At 62.9% G+C, this 17238-nt stretch carries 16 protein-coding genes and 2 pseudogenes; 8 read left to right on the top strand and 10 right to left on the bottom strand.

All coding sequences use genetic code 11. The features are described 5' to 3' along the window. Positions 1 to 82: 82 nt before the first annotated feature. Positions 83 to 1057 carry an agmatinase gene (locus AC1DYF_RS38050; RefSeq protein WP_477883820.1) on the bottom strand — a complete coding sequence of 325 codons (975 nt, stop codon included), beginning with the start codon at positions 1055 to 1057 and terminating at the stop codon, positions 83 to 85. A 242-nt stretch (positions 1058 to 1299) separates the two neighbouring features. Here AC1DYF_RS38050 and AC1DYF_RS38045 point away from each other — a divergent pair, with 242 nt between their 5' ends. The 5 genes from AC1DYF_RS38045 (at position 1300) to AC1DYF_RS38025 (ending at position 3955) form a co-directional block, all read left to right on the top strand. After that, a complete protein-coding gene (locus AC1DYF_RS38045) occupies positions 1300 to 2040 on the top strand; it encodes a TSUP family transporter (RefSeq protein ID WP_477883818.1) in 741 nt (246 codons plus the stop codon). A 93-nt stretch (positions 2041 to 2133) separates the two neighbouring features. Next, a complete protein-coding gene (locus AC1DYF_RS38040; protein ID WP_477883816.1) occupies positions 2134 to 2475 on the top strand; it encodes a hypothetical protein in 342 nt (113 codons plus the stop codon). Between the two features lie 2 nt (positions 2476 to 2477). Next, positions 2478 to 3254 (top strand): hypothetical protein, encoded by a 777-nt coding sequence (locus tag AC1DYF_RS38035; protein WP_477883814.1) that lies wholly within the window; start codon positions 2478 to 2480, stop codon positions 3252 to 3254. A gap of 19 nt (positions 3255 to 3273) precedes the next feature. Then, the gene (locus AC1DYF_RS38030) at positions 3274 to 3579 is read left to right on the top strand and encodes a type II toxin-antitoxin system HigB family toxin (RefSeq protein WP_477883812.1); all 306 of its coding nucleotides are present in this window, start codon (positions 3274 to 3276) and stop codon (positions 3577 to 3579) included. Further along, positions 3572 to 3955, top strand: coding sequence for a helix-turn-helix domain-containing protein (locus tag AC1DYF_RS38025; RefSeq protein ID WP_477883810.1), 384 nt, complete (start codon positions 3572 to 3574; stop codon positions 3953 to 3955). The genes AC1DYF_RS38030 and AC1DYF_RS38025 overlap by 8 nt, the downstream gene beginning before the upstream one ends. Before the next feature lie 50 nt (positions 3956 to 4005). Here the strand turns inward: AC1DYF_RS38025 and AC1DYF_RS38020 are convergent, their stop codons facing one another. Both AC1DYF_RS38020 and AC1DYF_RS38015 read right to left on the bottom strand, forming a co-directional pair. Continuing rightward, positions 4006 to 4380 (bottom strand): response regulator, encoded by a 375-nt coding sequence (locus AC1DYF_RS38020; protein ID WP_477883808.1) that lies wholly within the window; start codon positions 4378 to 4380, stop codon positions 4006 to 4008. Next, positions 4377 to 6341: a sensor histidine kinase gene (locus tag AC1DYF_RS38015; protein WP_477883806.1), complete on the bottom strand. Its 1965-nt coding sequence runs from the start codon at positions 6339 to 6341 to the stop codon at positions 4377 to 4379. The genes AC1DYF_RS38020 and AC1DYF_RS38015 overlap by 4 nt, the downstream gene beginning before the upstream one ends. A 494-nt stretch (positions 6342 to 6835) precedes the next feature. On the opposite strand from AC1DYF_RS38015, the gene AC1DYF_RS38010 reads away from it, so the two are divergent. The 3 genes from AC1DYF_RS38010 (at position 6836) to AC1DYF_RS38000 (ending at position 9482) form a co-directional block, all read left to right on the top strand. Beyond that, positions 6836 to 7660, top strand: coding sequence for a MetQ/NlpA family lipoprotein (locus AC1DYF_RS38010; protein ID WP_477883804.1), 825 nt, complete (start codon positions 6836 to 6838; stop codon positions 7658 to 7660). Between the two features lie 105 nt (positions 7661 to 7765). Further along, the gene (locus tag AC1DYF_RS38005) at positions 7766 to 8848 is read left to right on the top strand and encodes a methionine ABC transporter ATP-binding protein (protein WP_477883802.1); all 1083 of its coding nucleotides are present in this window, start codon (positions 7766 to 7768) and stop codon (positions 8846 to 8848) included. Further along, on the top strand, positions 8829 to 9482 hold the full coding sequence (locus tag AC1DYF_RS38000) for a methionine ABC transporter permease (RefSeq protein WP_477883801.1): 654 nt from the start codon (positions 8829 to 8831) through the stop codon (positions 9480 to 9482). Before AC1DYF_RS38005 ends, AC1DYF_RS38000 begins: the two co-directional genes overlap by 20 nt. Before the next feature lie 295 nt (positions 9483 to 9777). On the opposite strand, the gene AC1DYF_RS37995 is transcribed toward AC1DYF_RS38000, so the two are convergent. The 7 genes and pseudogenes from AC1DYF_RS37995 to AC1DYF_RS37965 all read right to left on the bottom strand — a co-directional run. Next, the gene (locus AC1DYF_RS37995) at positions 9778 to 10527 is read right to left on the bottom strand and encodes a hypothetical protein (RefSeq protein ID WP_477883799.1); all 750 of its coding nucleotides are present in this window, start codon (positions 10525 to 10527) and stop codon (positions 9778 to 9780) included. After that, positions 10457 to 12283, bottom strand: coding sequence for an ATP-binding cassette domain-containing protein (locus AC1DYF_RS37990; protein WP_477883797.1), 1827 nt, complete (start codon positions 12281 to 12283; stop codon positions 10457 to 10459). The genes AC1DYF_RS37995 and AC1DYF_RS37990 overlap by 71 nt, the downstream gene beginning before the upstream one ends. Then, the gene (locus AC1DYF_RS37985) at positions 12280 to 13146 is read right to left on the bottom strand and encodes an ABC transporter permease (RefSeq protein ID WP_477883795.1); all 867 of its coding nucleotides are present in this window, start codon (positions 13144 to 13146) and stop codon (positions 12280 to 12282) included. Before AC1DYF_RS37985 ends, AC1DYF_RS37990 begins: the two co-directional genes overlap by 4 nt. After that, positions 13143 to 14123, bottom strand: a complete 981-nt coding sequence (locus AC1DYF_RS37980; protein ID WP_477883794.1) for an ABC transporter permease — start codon at positions 14121 to 14123, stop codon at positions 13143 to 13145. Before AC1DYF_RS37980 ends, AC1DYF_RS37985 begins: the two co-directional genes overlap by 4 nt. Next, complete coding sequence (locus AC1DYF_RS37975) at positions 14120 to 15763, bottom strand: ABC transporter substrate-binding protein (RefSeq protein ID WP_477883792.1); 1644 nt, start codon at positions 15761 to 15763, stop codon at positions 14120 to 14122. The genes AC1DYF_RS37980 and AC1DYF_RS37975 overlap by 4 nt, the downstream gene beginning before the upstream one ends. Positions 15764 to 15815: 52 nt before the next feature. Continuing rightward, positions 15816 to 17096, bottom strand: a pseudogene (locus tag AC1DYF_RS37970) (LLM class flavin-dependent oxidoreductase); the annotation flags it as partial. 15 nt (positions 17097 to 17111) lie between these two features. Continuing rightward, a pseudogene (locus AC1DYF_RS37965) lies at positions 17112 to 17238 on the bottom strand (IS5/IS1182 family transposase); the annotation flags it as partial.

The raw sequence follows: 17238 nt of genomic DNA, 5'->3' as shown, positions 1-17238 counted from the left end.
AAAAAGCCGGAAATGTATGGCCAGATGCGACAGCACGTCGGTCGGCTGGCGTCACACTCACGCCTTGCGTGGTCAGAAGCCATCACCACTTCCTAGCATCCGCACAGCATTCCGCCAGCACGCACAGCAGCTCGAACATCACCGTTGCCCCCAAGAACGCCGTGCCACCACTCGGATCGACCGGGGGCGACACCTCCACGACATCGGCACCGACCAGGTTCAAGCCGCGCAAGCCGCGCACCACCTGCAGCGCCTGAAAACCATTTGGCCCGCCGATTTCCGGCGTGCCGGTGCCCGGCGCGAAGGCGGGGTCGATGAAGTCGATGTCATAGCTGACATAGGTGTCCCCGGAGCCCGCAATCGCCCGCGCCTCGGCCATCACATCCTCGACGCCGCGGGCGTGAAATTCCTCGATCGCAATCACCCTTATGCCGACGGAATCGGCAAAGTCGCGATCCTCGAAATCATAGGCCGAGCCGCGGATGCCGATCATGCAGACCCGTTTCGGATCCAGCAGGCCCTCCTCGACCGCCCGGCGAAACGGCGTGCCATGGGTATATTTGAAGCCGCCGAAATAGGAATGGAAGAGATCTGTATGGCTGTCGAAATGCACCATGCCGAGCGGCCGGTCCTTGGCCAGCGCCCTGAGGATCGGCAGCGTGCAGAGATGATCGCCGCCGCCCGTCAGCGGCAGGATACCCGCCCCCCGCACCCTGTCATAGAAGGCGGTGATGCGCTGCATTGAATCCTGTATGTCGGCAGGATTGGGGCCGGCATCGCCGAGATCGGCGCAGCGCGCCAGGTCATAGGGCCGCACTTTCGTTGCCCCGTTCTGGTGCCGGATCATGGTGGAGAGATCGCGCAATTGCCGCGGCCCATGACGCGGCCCGGGCCGGTTGGTCGTGCCGGCATCCCAGGGCACGCCGATCAGGCCGATCTCGACCTCGGCCAGCCGCGGATCCTCGAGGGGCACATGCGGCAGCCGCATGAAGGTGGCAATGCCGGCAAAGCGCGGCAGGTCGACCCCGGAGATCGGATGAAAATCGCTGGTCGCCATGAATGACTCTCGCCTGCCCCTGTTTGCCGGGCCGCAAGCTAGCCGGGATGCCTGTTTCTGACAACGGTCAATCAGGGAAATATCGCTTCGTCGCGGCTCCGATGCAGGCATCCTCGTCTGACCGCACAGGCTTCAAATTTTACGATCGCACAGTTCCGCACTTGTCGACCACGACGCCGCACCGCTATGACTCTGATCGCGATGGCGTGTGGGAGATAAATCGGGCATCGCGGGGGAGCATCATGGATTTCCTGGTCATCGCGGCCGTGACGATCGGCGCGGCCGCGTTCCGCGGCGTCACCSGCTTTGGTTATGCGCTGGTGGCGGCGCTCGGATTTGCCAGCACCTTTCCGCCGACGCAGATGGTGCCCTTCATCATCATCAATGACCTGATCCTCACCGGCTTCACCGTGATTGACCGCGGCCGTAGCCCGATCGACTGGCCGGTGGCGCGGGTCATCATCGCGGCCGGATTGGTAGGCGCCCTTCTCGGCAGCCTGGTCGCCGCGCATCTCGATGGCGACCTGGCGCGGATATTGATCTCGGCGACCATCGTGCTCGCCGCCTGCACGGCGCTGATCCACCAGCCGCCGGCCTGGCTGGCACATAAGAGTCTCGGAATCCTGCTCGGCTTTGTCACCGGAGTCGTGCTCTCGGCCTTCGCCGTCGGCGGACCGCTGATCGCCGCCTGGCTGCTCGCCGGCGGCGTACGGCGCGACCATATGCGCGGCACGCTGGCCGTCTATTTCGGCATCATCGACCTGTTCACGCTGATGAGCCGCGCCGTGATGGGCGTGGTCGACAGCCACCTTCTCCATCTGCTGGTGATCTATTGCCCGATTACCCTTGCCGGCTTTGTCGCCGGCTATTTCCTCTCCCACCGCCTGCCGGCCGCAGTCTGGGAACGTGTCGCGGCCATCGGCCTGGTCGCCATCGCCGTGGTCGGCTTTCTGCAGACGGTTTATGCGCTGGCGTTTGTTTGAGCCTTCTACTTCGGATCTCATTGCTTGCGCATCACATTTATGCGCGCTACCCATTGGCAATAACGCCGGTAATTGCAGAGGGTAACGGCAAGCTTGAACATTCTGATTGTACCGCTCAGTTTTCCGCTTGTTGCCTTTATCAGCATGGCTGTGCATGAATTGGGGCACGCCGCTGCCGCCCTGGCTCTTGGCTACAAAATCGTCGAGATTCGTTTCGGAACCGGAAGGCCCTTCCTGCGCCGCGAAATCGGCCAGGTATCGGTGGCAGTAGGCCGAGATTTCATCCAGGGTTTGGTGACTGCCATACCACCCGTTCCCAACCGCGCCATCGCCTCCTTTCTATTCTCCGCGGCCGGCCCTCTGGCCGACATCGCCTTGATCTTCGTCTTTATCGGCATTTCCAGACATTTGGCCAAACTCTTCATATTGACGTGATCATGTTCGCAGCCATTTTCTGGCAAGCGCTCATGCTGTTCCTCAATCTCCTGCCGATAATGGTCAAGATCGATGGAAAACGTCGTCCGACTGATGGCCGTGCGTTGTGGAATGCTATGAGCGGAAAGACCACGCGACAGGAGCAAGCTGCCTATGCCGAGATCCTGGCGCATAGCCCCGTTCGTGGCGCCAGCGCGGCAGTGCCACCGGGTTTAAGACAGCGTTACATATTCCTTCTCAACAAGCTTCACATCAGTAGTGAGGCAGAGCGCGAAAAACGACATCGTGACATCGCAGCCGAGGTTGACCATTTGCCACCCAGCCCCGAAAAGCTGGGGGCACTAGATATGCTGGTGACGTTTTACCTCGGTCATGACCCCGGCATGCAACTTGAAAACCTGGATCGCTGGTCACAGTCCGCATTGGATCTCAATCCCGACCGTGCCACCTCGCGAGGCTCGCGTGGCGCGGTCCTGATCGAACTCGGCCGCTATGAGGAAGGGCTCGATATGCTCGCCCATGCCGAGCATGGCGATGCCTTCAATCGCTCCCTCAACGAGGCTTTTAGCGCGCTTGCCTTTTACCGCCTAGGTGATCTGTCGGCGGCGAAAGCGATGTTGGAAACGGCGCGGACCACCAGCCGGACCCTCGACCTTCCGAACCCGTTCGTCAGCAACATCCTTGATAGGATCGGCCGGGAGATGATGGCTGAGGCGATCGCACCAAAAGCACCCAAGATGACCTCGGAAGCAATCCCAAAGCTAGACACGTTCCCATAGCGGGTACAAACTGTCGAACATGCGGATCGTAGCCAAGTCGACGCTTGTAGGTTTCTGGACGGCTCACAATCAGGCCGAGGCTCCGCTTCGGGTATGGTATGACGTCGTCAGAAAAGCCGAATGGACCGGTCCGGATGCGATCAAGGCCATGTTTGGCGCCAATGTCGATTTTGTCGGCGACAATCGAGTGATCTTCGATATTGCCGGGAACAAATATCAGTTCGTTGTGCATGTGTCGTACACTTACAGGAGCGTACTGATCAAATTCATCGGCACACATGCCCAATACGACAGGATCAATGCGGAGACGGTAGACGATGCGTGATATCAGGGCCATTCGCAGCGAAGCCGACCTCGATTGGGCGATTGCCGAGGTGTCGGCCTATTTCATCGGCGAGCCCGAGCCCGGCTCTGAAGATGCCGAGCGCTTTCAGGTCCTCACCGATCTGATCGAAGCCTATGAAAACAAGCATTTCGCCATCGATCCCATCGAAGACCCGATTGAATTCCTGAAACATTTCATGGAGCTGGCAGGGCACAGCCAGGCTGATCTCGGAAAGGTCCTCGGTTCCCGCTCCCGCGCGTCTGAAATTCTGTTGCGCAAGCGAGCCCTGACGCTTGATATGATCGGAGAGCTCAACAAAGCATGGGGTATCCCGGCGGATAATCTGGCGCGCAAATATGATCTGGCTGCGGCGTGATTGCCGATCAGCTTCACCAGCGAACGCCGCCCATCGCCTCCCCCACCGCCCTACAGCCCTAGCGCCGCATGAATCGCATTGCGCAACTGCGTGTCCGAAATCGGCTTGAACAGCACCGCCGAGGGATGATCCAGCTGGATCCGCGCCATGGTCGCCGGCTCGCGCGAGCCGGTGATGAAGATCAGCTTGGAGCCGACCGTTTCGTGGATGGCAAGGGCTGCATCGACGCCGTCCTTGTCGCCTTGCAGCCGCATGTCCATGAGCACGATGACCGGCCGGAATTGCTGCGCGAGCGCAATCGCCTTATCCGCTGTCGCCGCGGTGCCGCAGACGACCATGCCCAGTTCCTCGACCTGCGCGCACAATCCCTCGACGATCAGATATTCGTCGTCGACGATGAGGATATGGTTCTGCAAATCGCTCATGACAGTCTTGGTTCCCTGACTCGAATTTCGGTTCGCATGCCATTGTCGCTGCGCGTGGTCATCGTTCCGCCCAGTTGCTCGACCAGCCCGGCAATAATGCCCGTGCCAAGCCCCGGCCTGGATTGACCAGCCGCGGCGTCCGGCGGCGCCTGCCCCTGGCCGTCATCGGCAACCACCAGCGTCACCTTGCCGTCCTCCCCGCGTCGAAGGCTGACGGAGACATTGCCGGCGCGGTCCGGAAAGGCGTGCTTGAGCGCATTGGTGACCAGTTCGGTGACCAGCAGGCCCATCGGCACGGCGAAATCCAGGCCGACATCCAGCGGGGCTGCATCGACAGTCAGATGGATGTCCGCGTCGGCGCCGCCCTCGACGATATTTTCGGAAAGCTCTTTCAGAAAGGGTGCAACGTCGAAGGACCTCAGGTTTGCCGATCCCATCAATTGATGATGCACCAGTCCCAAGGCAAAAACCCGCTTGCGGAGGCTTTTGAGCGCGGCTTTGGCGTCGGGATCGGTGAGCCGCTTGGCCTGCATCACCAACAGGCTGTCGATCACCTGCAGATTGTTCTTCACCCGGTGATAGACTTCGCGCAGCAGGATATCGCGCTGCTGCAGCGCCGCGGTGCGCTCCTCGACGACGATTTCGAGGTCCTTCTTGGCCTCCAGCAGGGCCAGCGCCGCTTTGTGCCGTTCATCGACATTTTCGATCACGGCGATCATCAGCCGCGGCTCGCCCGTCTCGGGAGATCGCGCCAGCGCGCCGGAAATACGGCCCCAGAGCGGTTCGCCGTCGCGGCGGATATAGCGTTTCTCGCGGGCATAGGCGGCAACCTCGCCGGACAGAAACCGCGCATATTCGGCCTGGTCGTTGAGGCGATCCTCCGGCCAGGTAAATTCCCAGACGATACGGCCCGTGAGCTCACCCGGTTCATAGCCGAGCATCCGGGCAAAAGACTGGTTGGCCCGCAGGATACGCGCCGAGCCCGGCTCCACCAGGACCTTGCCGACCACTGCCGCCTCGAAGCTGACGCGGAATTGCTCCTCGGTTTTCGCCAGCTCCTGCGATGTGCGGGTCCGCTGCTCCAGCGCCTCCGACAGCTGCGCCGTCGTCTCGCGCAATTGCGCCGTCTGCTCCGCGACGCGTCGATCGAGGTCCTCATTCAGCCGGGCGAGTGCAGCCTCGGCACGCATGCGCTCGACGAGATCGCCAGACGCCATCTGCATGGCCGAGAGCAGCAGCACCAGATAGCCGCCCATCCGGCCAAGATGGGCCACCATGGCCGGCGCGTCGGCGGGCGCACGCGAATAGAGCATGACCGCATTGGCGAGGAAAAGCGTGCCCGCCATCCAGACCAATGGCCTCGCCAGCCGGTCCATGTCTCTGAGCCGCCATGCCAACGCGCCGACGCCGATCCACAAGAGCGGCGACAGGATCAGGAACGGCCGGGTGATGCCGAGTGGCCCAGGCGGCAGATAGGTCGGCAGATGCTGAAAAGCGGCGAACAAGGCCACGGCAAGGGCGACGATCACCAGGGCATAGTGCAAAAATCCGCCAGTGGCGCCGCGATGCATGCGCCACAAGGCCCAGCCGACGCCAATCGGCAGCAGATGCGTCGCCGGCGGCCAGGTCGAGGGACGCAGGACGGCCTTGAGCCGGGCGATCTCGGCCAGCGGCCCGGACCACTCGACCGTGACCAGGACATGAATGATCGCCAGCACGGCGGTTGCGGCAAAGGTGATGGCAAGCCATTTCGGAAAGGCGCTCGCCGCATGCTCCCCCATATCCCACATCAGCGGCACGAGCAGGACCAGCTGCAACGCTAGGCCGGTATCGAGGATCGTATGAAGCTCGGGGTAATCACTGGAGCCGACCGCAAGCAGCGTGAAACTGATAAGTGCCGTGGCAATCAAAACCAGGGCTGCGGACCGCGGCAGAGCTTTTTGGTCCAAAACTCTATCCATCTCAGCGCCCCTCGAAGTCTCTACCCCTGCGTGAATTCACGTGCGCCCCTTCCTCACTCAAGAGAGTGCAGTATACGCCGATTCGTAACGCACGAATTGACTTTCGGCAACTGCGCTGAGCATGCTCCGACGTCCGGGGATGAATGGCCAAATTATCGGGGCCGCCCTCGCTTCACCTCGGCATTTGCACGCGCCTTACGCAACGCAAGCGCGCGGTTTTTCCCGAACCCGCCGCCTCGCCTGGAAAGTGCCCGTTCTCCATTTCCCTGCGCGTTACGGCCAGACGTCATAACCCATTAAAAGACTTGATCTACTTATTAATTTATATAATCTATATATTTAATAGAATACTATTCCGGCGATCGGCTGGCCGCCGCAAAGCTTTTTCTGCTCAGCGAGTTCTATGAGGCATCCATGCTTCGCCGCACCAGCATGGCTCTGCGATCCTTGGATGCAAAGATTCATCCACCCACAACAAAAAGGACGGGATTTCCATGGACAACTCTCACCTGCGCTTCACGCGCCGCGGCCTCGGCGCCATCGCCGCTTCGGCCATCGCATTTCTGACCTTCGCTCAGCCGGCGCTGACGCATGCAGCCGACAAGAGCATCAAGGTCGGCATCATGAGCGGCGAGGACGAGGACGTCTGGCGCGCCGTCACCGCCGAGGCCGCCAAGAAGGGGCTGAAGATCGAGCTTGTGACCTTCAACGACTATACCCAGCCGAACGAGGCGCTGGAGCGCGGCGAGATAGATGCCAACGCCTTCCAGCACAAGCCCTATCTCGACAACCAGATCAAGCAGCACGGCTATCATATTGTTCCGGTTGGCTATACCGGCGTCTGGCCGATCGGGCTCTACACCAAGAAATACAAATCCGTAGCGCAACTGCCCGACGGTGCCGTCATCGGCCTGCCGAACGATCCGTCCAATGAAGGCCGAGCGCTGCGCGTGTTGCAGAATGAAGGCCTGATCAAGCTCAAGGACGGCACCGGCATTCTCGCCACCACGCTCGACATTGCCGAGAACAAGAAGAACATCCAGGTCAAGGAATTGGATGCCGGCATTGTCGGCCGCTCGATCGACGATCTCGATGCCGCCGTGGTCAACACCGACTGGGCGCTGAAAAGCGGCCTCACCCCGGCCGATCGCATCGCCCAGGAGCCGATCGCCGACAACCCCTATCGCAATTTCATCGCCGTCAAGCAGGACAACGAGCATGCCGACTGGGTGAAAATCCTCGTGGCAGCCTACCAGAACCCGACGGTGAAGGCGGAATTCGACAAGGTCTATAAGGGCACTGGGCTGAGCGCTTATTGATCGCCGGCGACACCGCCCCATCCCGCCTTCTCTCCGGTCAGCGGAGGGAAGGCATCATGCTGTCAGGGCTCCCCCTTTCGAACAGCCAACCGAGTGTGTGAGAAAATGAATTCATTCGTTCCCGCAGCCACGGCCGAAACCGGCAGTCCGCCCGCAAGCGGCGGCGAGATCGTCCGGCTCGTCGATGTGCATCGCCAGTTCGGCGTCACGCCGGCGCTCGACGGCATTTCGCTCACAGTCCGCAAAGGCGAGATCCTCGGCCTGATCGGCCGCAGCGGCGCCGGCAAGTCGACGCTGATCCGCTGCCTCAACGGCCTCGAGCGGACGGACAAGGGCGAGATCTTCGTCGACGGCCACCGCATCACCGGCCTGCCGGAACGGCAATTGCAGCCGCTGCGGCGGCGCGTCGGCATGATCTTCCAGCATTTCAACCTCTTGGCCAACCGCACGGTCGCGGCAAATGTCGCCCTGCCGCTCAAGATTGAGGGGCTCGATCGTGCGGCGCAGACGAAACGCGCGCTTGAACTGCTGGATCTCGTCGGCCTGGCAAGCAAGGCCAACGCCTATCCATCCGAACTGTCCGGCGGCCAGAAGCAGCGCGTTGGCATCGCCCGTGCACTTGCCGCCCGCCCTGCTCTGCTGCTCTCCGACGAAGCGACCTCGGCGCTCGACCCGGAAACCACGCGMTCGATCCTCGCTTTGCTCAAGGACATCAACAGGCAGCTCGGCCTCACCATCCTCCTGATCACCCATGAAATGGAAGTCGTGCGCTCGATCGCCGATCGTGTCGCCGTCATCAATGCCGGCCGCATCGTCGAGGAAGGCCAGGTCTGGTCCGTCTTTGCCAGCCCGCAATCGGAAATCACCAAAAGCCTGCTCGGCGGCATAAGGCCGCAATTGCCCGAAGCCATCGCCGCCAAACTCTCCGATCGCGGCTCGGAAGTCGTGTTGAGCGTCGACATCGCCAGCCAGGAGTCGCAGGCCGCCCTCTTCGATCTCGCCACAGCACTGCCGAAATCCTTCCGGCTGATCCATGGCGGCGTCGACCATATCCAGAACCAGCCGGTCGGCCGGTTCTTCATCGGCGTGCCGACGGCAGATCCTGCGCTCGCACGCCAAGTCGAACAATTCCTGACGGTCCGGCTTGCCCGGGTAGAGGTGCTGGGCCATGTCTCCGATCATCCTTGAACTGCTCATTCAATCGCTCTGGGAAACGGTGCTGATGACGGCCCTTTCCGGCGTGATCTCGCTCGTCGCCGGCCCGCCGCTCGGTCTGGCGTTGGTGGTGACCAACAAGGGCGGCATTGCCGAAAACCTCTGGGTCAACCGCCTGCTCGGCGCCATCATCAATGCCTTCCGCTCGGTGCCGTTCATCATCCTCTTGGTGGCACTGATCCCGCTGACGCGGCTGATCGTCGGCACGGCGCTGGGTACCTGGGCAGCGATCGTGCCGCTCGCCATCGCCGCTACGCCCTATTATGCCCGCATTGCCGAAGTGTCGCTGCGCGAGGTCGAACCGGGCCTGATCGGCGCTGTCCGTGCCATGGGCGGCAATCGCTGGACGATCATCCGCGAAGTGCTGGTGCCGGAAGCGCTCCCCGGCATTGTCGCCGGCTTTACGGTGACGATCGTCACCCTGATCGGCGCCTCCGCCATGGCCGGCGCCATCGGCGCCGGCGGCCTCGGCGACCTCGCCATCCGCTACGGCTACCAGCGCTTCGAAACGGCCGTGATGGTCGACGTCGTCATCGTGCTGATCGTGCTGGTCTCAGGCATCCAATGGCTCGGCGACAGGCTGGTGGCGCGGCTGGATCATCGGTAATGGGGGTTTGAAACGTGGGGCATATAGCTCCCTTCCCCCCCGAGGAGAAATGGCAGCGCTACAGCATTTAGCAAGACCCTCTCTGGCTGCCGGCCATCTCCCCCACAAGGGGGGAGAAGACTCACGGCGTGCTCCCTGCCCCAATGGAGGCACAGCGGGACGGCAGTTTAACCCCTCCCTCTTGCGGGAGTCCGAAGGACGGGTCGAGACCGGTGGCTCAACCCTGAAAGTTGGGGCGGGGTCTTGGCGCGATAAGCGATTGCCATGGGAAACCAGAACCCGCCGCATCTGCCGCTCAATACCAACCCTGCGTCTTCGCCGTCGCCTCCACCAAGTCAGCATAGTCCTTACCAATCTCGTTCAAGCTCTTGACCAAAGCCGAGTCCTTGCCGCCGAGGCGGGAAACATAGTCCTCGCCGGCTTTCGACTTCTCCCAGTCATTGCCGACGAAACGGGCGCTGGCCTTGCCGGTGTCGGCGATTTCTGGCTTCGGATCGCCGAAGGCGGCGGCGGTGCGCGTCAGCCCGTCGAGAAACGCTCCATCGTCCAGGCCGCTATAGGGCTTGCCGCTGGAATCGGTGACGTTGAGGAAGATCTGCTCGTCGCCGAAGGCGGTATAGCCACCGCCCAGTCCCTTCTGCGCGGCATCGGCCTGTTCGAAGAATTTTTGCGCGACGGCAGCGTCGAGACGGTCTTTCGGAAAGCGCACGACCACAAACCCGGTCTGCCCGGCCTTGTCGTCGAGCCGCGAGACAAGCACGCTCCACTGATGGAAGATATAGCCGAACGAAGCGGCGAGACGGTCCGCCGCGGCATCGTCGAGCACGCCCTGGCTTTGCAGCGACGCATTGGTCTTCAACAGATAGCCGCCGGGCGTCACCTCCGAGGTCAACACTTTCGGATCGATCCCATTTGCCGTCACGATCCTGGGGACGATCTCCTGCAACACCTGCGAAGAGAAGGCCGCGCGGTCGTCATAGCTCGCCTTGGCAAGGCCGGGTAGTGCGAAGCCGACCGACGGCGTCGCCTCGTAGGACAGAAGCACACGCTCGCTGCCAAAGGCCGTGCTGCCGATCGCCAACGGCAGAAGGGCGGCAAGGAAGGCCGAGCGCGCCCTGGTGAAAAACGGACGGGGTTTCCCGGTGGGATTTGTATGGCTCATGGCAGTGGTTTCCTTTCGGATTCGACGTTGATTTTTCGGGTTTCGACGTGATCCGGACTTTGCCGGACGGGCGATCGCCCGCGCCGGGTCTGGCGGCTGAGGGAATCAGGCGTGCGCCAGTTCCGAGGCGGCGACCAGTTTGCGAGTGAACGGATCCTGCGGGTTGGCAAACACCTCTTCCACCGGGCCGCGCTCGACGACGCGGCCATCGCGCATGACAAGCACCTCGTCGCTGATATGGCGGATGACGCCCAGATCGTGCGAGATGAACAGGTAGGAAATGCCGAGTTCGTCCTGCAGGTCGGTCAGCAGATCGAGCACCTGCGCCTGCACCGAGACGTCCAGCCCCGACCGTCTCGGGAGGGAGACGAACTTTTGCCAGGAGATCGACGATGCGCCTCGGATGATCCTTGCGATCGACGCCCGCGGCATCCAGCGCATCGGAGAGGATATGGCCGACATTCCAGCGCGGATCGAAGGACGACAACGGATCCTGGTAGATGACGCCGATCTCGCGCCGCCGGGCGCGGCGGGCGGCTTCGGTGACGCGATTTTTGCTGTCCGCCGGCGTCACCCATGGCCGGCCGACGAAATCGACCTGGCCATCGTCGGGGCTGACTAGGCCGAGCGCAATGCGGGCGACGGTGGTCTTGCCCGAGCCGGATTCGCCGACAATGCCAAGCGTGCGGCCGCGTGCAACGGCGAAGCTGACCGTATCGACGGCGAGCCGCGCCGTGCCGGCGGGACCGGCATAGGTCTTGCGGACATGGCGCGCATCGAGCACCGTCTCGTCGTTCCAGCCCGGCCGCGGACGTGCCGCCGGCCGCTCGCCGGAGAGCCGCGTGCCGCGCGGATGCCGGCCGGGCACGGCGTTCAACAGCGACCGCGTATAGGGGTGCCGCGGATTGCCGAGCACGTCTTCGACAGGCCCCTGCTCAACGACGTCGCCGTGGTTCATCACCACGACTTCATCGGCGAGTTTCGACACGATATTGAGGTCGTGGCTGATGATCAGCAGGCCGTCGCCGCGCGCCTTGATCGAGGCGAGCAGCGCGATGATCTGCGCCTGCACGGTGGAATCGAGCGCCGTCGTCGGCTCGTCGGCGATGACGATCGCCGGATCGAGCGCCAGTGCGGTGGCGATCAGCGCCCGCTGGCGCAGGCCGCCGGAGAGTTCGTCGGGCCGCTGCAGCGCCCGGATTTCCGGTTCCGGCACGCCGACGGACTGCAAGAGTTCTATGATCCGCACCTTGCGGCTGTTGCGGTCGCCCCAGCCATGCGCCGTCAGCGCCTCGTTGATCTCGGCGCCGACCGGGCGCAGCGGATCGAGCGACACCAGCGCGTCCTGCAGCACGAAACCGATGTCGCGACCGCGGATGTTCCGCCATTGCCGCTCCGTCAGCCGCGTCAGGTCGAGATCGCCGTAGGAGAGCCGGCCGGCGGTGATGCCGGCGCCATCGCCCGCAAGGCCGACGAGAGTTCGGGCGGTGACGCTCTTGCCCGAACCGGATTCGCCCACCAAAGCCACGGCGCGGCCGGGCTCGACGCGGAAGGAGATATTGCGCACCACCGTGCGGCGTGCTTCGCCCGTGCCGAGCGCGACCGAGAGGTTTTCGACGATCAACGGCGCTTTGGTCATCGGCCACGCCCTTCCAGCAATTGTTGCAGATAGCGGCCGAACACCGTGGTCGACAGCGTCGTCAGCACGATGAACAGCCCGGGAAAGAAGGTGAGCCACCAGGCACGGCTGACGAAATCGCGGCCCATCGCCAGCATCGTGCCCCATTCCGCCGCCGGCGGCTGCGCGCCGAGCCCGAGGAAAGAGAGTGCCGAGGACCAGACGATCGCCTGGCCGACACCCATGGTCACCATGACGATCAACGGCCGCATGACGTTCGGCAGGATCTGGCGCCAGATGATCCGGGCCAGCGAATGACCAAGCGCACGGGCCGCCTCGATATAGCCGGCGCGGCGGACCGACAGCGTCTGGCCAAAAATCATCCGTCCATAGCCCGGCGCATTGCCGATGCCGGTGGCGATCACCAGCGGCCCAAGGCCGCCGCCGAGATGGGCGGCAAACAGGAGGGCCAGGACCAGCGTCGGGAAGGAGAACAGCACTTCGAGAATCCAGCCGATCACCCGCTCTGTCAGCTTGCCGCCCAGCCCGCCGATCAGGCCGAGCGTAATCGCAAGCGCCATGGAGACGGCGACCGCGCCGATACCGAGCAACAGCGATTGCCGCGCGCCATGGATGACGCGGGAGAAGACATCGCGGCCGGATTGGTCGGTGCCGAAGACATGGCCCCATTCCGGCCCGTGGAAGGCAAAGCGCGGCGCGATCTTCAACGGATTGAGCGTCGAAAACAGTTCCGGCGCAATCGCCGCCGCCGTGAGCAACAGCAGGAAGAGGATCGCCAGGCTGGCGCCAAGCGGCGGAAGCGTGAGCTTGCTTAACGTCCAGCGGCTTTCATAAAGCGGAGATGTCGAAACGGGTGCGCTCATGCCGGTTTCACCTTCAGACGGGGATCAACGATGACGTAGAGGATGTCGACGATCAGGCTGGCGAGGATGTAGACGACCGTGACCACCAGCGTGACGCCGATGGTGAGCGGCATGTCCTGCACCGTCACCGCCTGGTAGAGCACCCGCCCAAGGCCCGGCCGCGAAAAGATCACCTCGATCAGCACGGCATTGCCGATCAGCGAGCCGACCGCCCAGGCCGACAGGCTGATGCCGGGCAGCATGGCGTGGCGCAGCGCATGCCGCCAGCGCACCGACCAGTCGCCCAGCCCGCGGGTGCGCGCCGAAAGGATGAACGGCTGGTCGAGCGCCAGTCCCAGCGATTCCCGCGTCACCTGGCCGAGAAAGCCGGCGAGCGGAATGGCAAGCGCCAGTGTCGGCAGCACCAGGCCGAGCAGGCTGCCGTCGCTCTGCGGCGGAAACCAGCGCAGGCCGAAGGCGAACACCGTCAGCAAGACCAGGCCGAGCCAGAACTGTGGCAGCGCCGCGATCACCGTTTCCACTGCCGAGCCGAGGCCGCTGACGAAGCGTTTGCGCCTTGTCGTCGCCAGCGCCGAGCCGGCCGAGATCAGCCATGCGACAGCAACGGCCGAACCCGTCAGCCAGATGGTCGGGCCGGCTTGCTCGGCGATCACGTCGATCACCGGCTGGTGCTGCGAGAAGGATGTGCCGAGATTGCCATGCAGCAGCCGGCCGATATGCAGGAGATATTGGATGTAGAGCGGCTTATCGAGGCCGAACTCCTGGATCGCCAGCGCGATCGTCTCCGGCGTCGGATTGGCGGTCGGGCCGCCGAGCACGGCCCTGACCGGATCGCCCGGCGTCAGCCGCAGCGCGAAGAACGTGACGGTGGCGGATGCCAGGAGCACCAACGCTCCCGATAAAAGGCGCTCCAGCACCCGCCAGCCGATCCGGCCCAGCCGGCCGGATGCGTTCAACCGACCGGCGGGGACACTCATTTCTTCACCCAGGCATCATAGAGTTCGGTGACCGTGAGCGACGGCTCCAGCCGCACGCCATGCGCGGTCTTGTAGACGCCGAGCCGGGTGCTCTGCGGGAAGGTCAGCACCTGGATAAAGTTCGTGGCGATGAWCTTCTGCGCCTGGTAGTAGAGTTCGCGCCGCTTGGCTTCATCGGTGGTTTCGAGCGCCTTGTTGACGACGTCGTCGAATTCCTTGTTGTCGAAACCCGTGGCATTCTGGTGATAGCCGCCCGAACCCGCAGCGCCGATGAATTCGGAAGAGAAGACGATGCGCAGCACGTCGGCGGTATTGGTGTTCCAGTATTCGCCGATCGCGTCGTAATCCCACTTGCCGTCGCGGTCGAGCCATTCGGAAAAACCGACATTCTGCAGCTGGACGTCGAAGCCGATTTCCGCCGCCGTGGCCTGGATCTGCTCCCAGAGCGACCGTTCCGCCGGTCCCTGGAAGTCGCCGATCGGCACGTTCACGGTCAGCGTCTTGCCGTCCTTGACACGGAAACCGTTGGCGTCCTTGTCCTTCCAGCCGGCTTCTTCGAGCAGCTTGTTGGCCTTGTCGGCATCGTAGTCGTAATAGCTTTTGAAATCCGGCGAGGCGAAGGGCGTCACGGCGCTCAGCGGCCCCGGCGCGCGCTTGTAGCGGCCGAAGAACACGCTGTCGAGCGCGCCCTGGATATCGGCCGAGCGGACGAAGGCCTCGCGGACGCGGATATCGTTGAACGGCGCGCGCTTGGTGTTGAGCGCCGCATTGGTGGGATTGCCCGGCCGATCCTTGACGATCAGCGTCAGATTGGGGTCCTTCGATGCCGCCTCTTCCGATTCCGGCGGCACGGATTCGATGACATCGACATCGCCAGAGGTCAGCGATGCGAAGCGCACCGACGGCTCGGGGACGAATTTCCACACCACCTTGTCGAGATAGGCCGGCCCCTGATGCTGCGCGGTCGGCGGCGCCCAGTTGTAGTCGGGATTGCGCTCGAGCACGATCTGGCTCTTGCGATCCCACTGCACGACCTTGAACGGGCCGCTGCCGATCGGGCTCTGGCAGTTCTCGTCGCGGCTGCGGGCCAGCGCTGCCGGCGCCTCGATGCCGAGGAAGCCCTGCGCCAGCACTTCGAGGAAAGCCGCGTACGGTTTCTTCAAAGTGACGACGGCGGTGAATTCGTCCGGCGTTTCGGTCTTCACATATTGCTGGATATAGCCGCCGGCAGTGGAGGACTGGGTCTTCGGGTTGACGATATGGTCGAGATTGGCCTTCAGTGCCGCAGCGTTGAATTTTTCGCCATTGGTGAACTTCACGTCCTCGCGCAGCTTGAACGTATAGATCTTGCCATCATCGGAGATCGTCCAGCTCTTGGCGAGCCAGGGGCCGATATGTCCATCCTTGTCCTGCGAGACCAGCGAATCGGTATATTGCTGCGCCACGAACACTTGCGGCATGTCGCCATCGACATGCGGGTCGAGGCAGGTGGGTTCGCGATCGGTGGCATAGATCAGCGTGCCGCCCTTGACCGGCGTTTCGTCCGCCCGCGCCGACAAAACCGTGCTGCCGAGACCGGCCGCCGCCAGAAGCGACAATACCGATGCGGTGCCGGCCAGACGTTTGACAATGGAAGTCATCTCTCAATTCCCTCTTTGAAGATACGATGTGATTGAATGCGATGCGGCAGTGTCACTCGCCGGCCGCAAGTACTGCGGAATTTTCCAGCCGCTTGACGGCTTCGATGTCGCGATAGCGGGTGCCGGGATGAGTGTCGGGAAGATAGGGTCCGTCGCCGAACAGTTTTTCGCGCAGGGTGCCGTCGCGACAGGCCGTCGGATAGCGGCCGCGCTTCTGCAATTCGGGCACCAGCAGGTCGACAATGTCCTCGAATGTGCCGGGCTGGATCGCATAGCAAAGATTGAAGCCGTCGACGCCCGTCTCTTCGGCCCATTCCTCCAGCGCATCGGCCACGGTCGACGGCGAGCCGACGATCACCGGCCCGCCGCCGCCGATCGCGCCCCAGCGCGCCAATTCCTCGATGGTCCAGGAGCGACCGGATTTTTCCAGCGCATCGAGCATGGACCGAAGTTCGGTTCCCGCCGCGGTGCGCACCGGATCGGTGGGCTTGTAGCGGCCGAAATCGACGCCGGTCCAGCCGGACATGAACACCAGCGCCCCGTCATAGGACGCGTAGCTTAGTAGGTCCTGGAATTTCGCCTCCGCCTTGGCATCGGTTTCGTCGACGATGACCGTGGTCAGGTTGTAGACCAGCAGCTTCATCGGGTCGCGGCCAAGTGCCGCCGCGCGCGCCCTGATATCGTCGACATAGGCCTTGAGCGCCGGCTTGGCGAGCGCGCCGACGAAGACGCATTCGGCGTTGCGCGCCGCAAACCGCCGCCCCGCCTCCGAATGGCCCGCCTGGAACAGCAGGGGCGTGCGCTGTGGGGAAGGTTCGGAAAGATGATAGCCCGGCACCTGGAAATATTTGCCGGAATGGCCGATCTCGTGCACCTTGTCCGGATCGATGAAGATGCGGCGCGCCTTGTCGCGCAACACCGCCCCCTCCTCCCAGCTGCCTTCGAACAGCTTGTAGAGGATTTCCAGATATTCCTCCGCGACCTCGTAGCGATTGTCATGCTGTCGAAGGCCGGTCTCGCCGACATTCCTGGCGCCGCTTTCGAGATAGGAGGTGACGATGTTCCAGGCGACGCGGCCATCGGTCAGGTGATCGGCCGTCGCCAGACGCCGGGCGAAGGTATAGGGATGCTCGAACGAGGTCGAGGCGGTGATGCCAACTCCGATATGCTTGGTGTTGATGGTGATCGGCACGGCCAGCTGCAGCGGATCGTTGACCGGGATCTGCGCCGCTTGCCGGAAAGCATGTTCCATGCTGCCCTGGTAGACGTCGTAATAGCCGATGACGTCGGCAATGAAGATGCTGTCGAAAATGCCGCGTTCCAGCGTCTTAGAGCCCGATTCAAAAGTTCATTCGTAGATCCAATACCTTGCGATGCGCCTTGTGAGCATTCGGATTGAAGCGATTTGCGCCCATGCTGTTGAGCTTTCGATGGATTTTTCCCAATCCTTGGCGAGGCGGCGGCAACGCCCGAGC

It is taken from the genome of Rhizobium sp. P2_G9, from assembly GCF_056403475.1.
This window is presented reverse-complemented; position numbering and strand designations above follow the sequence as displayed.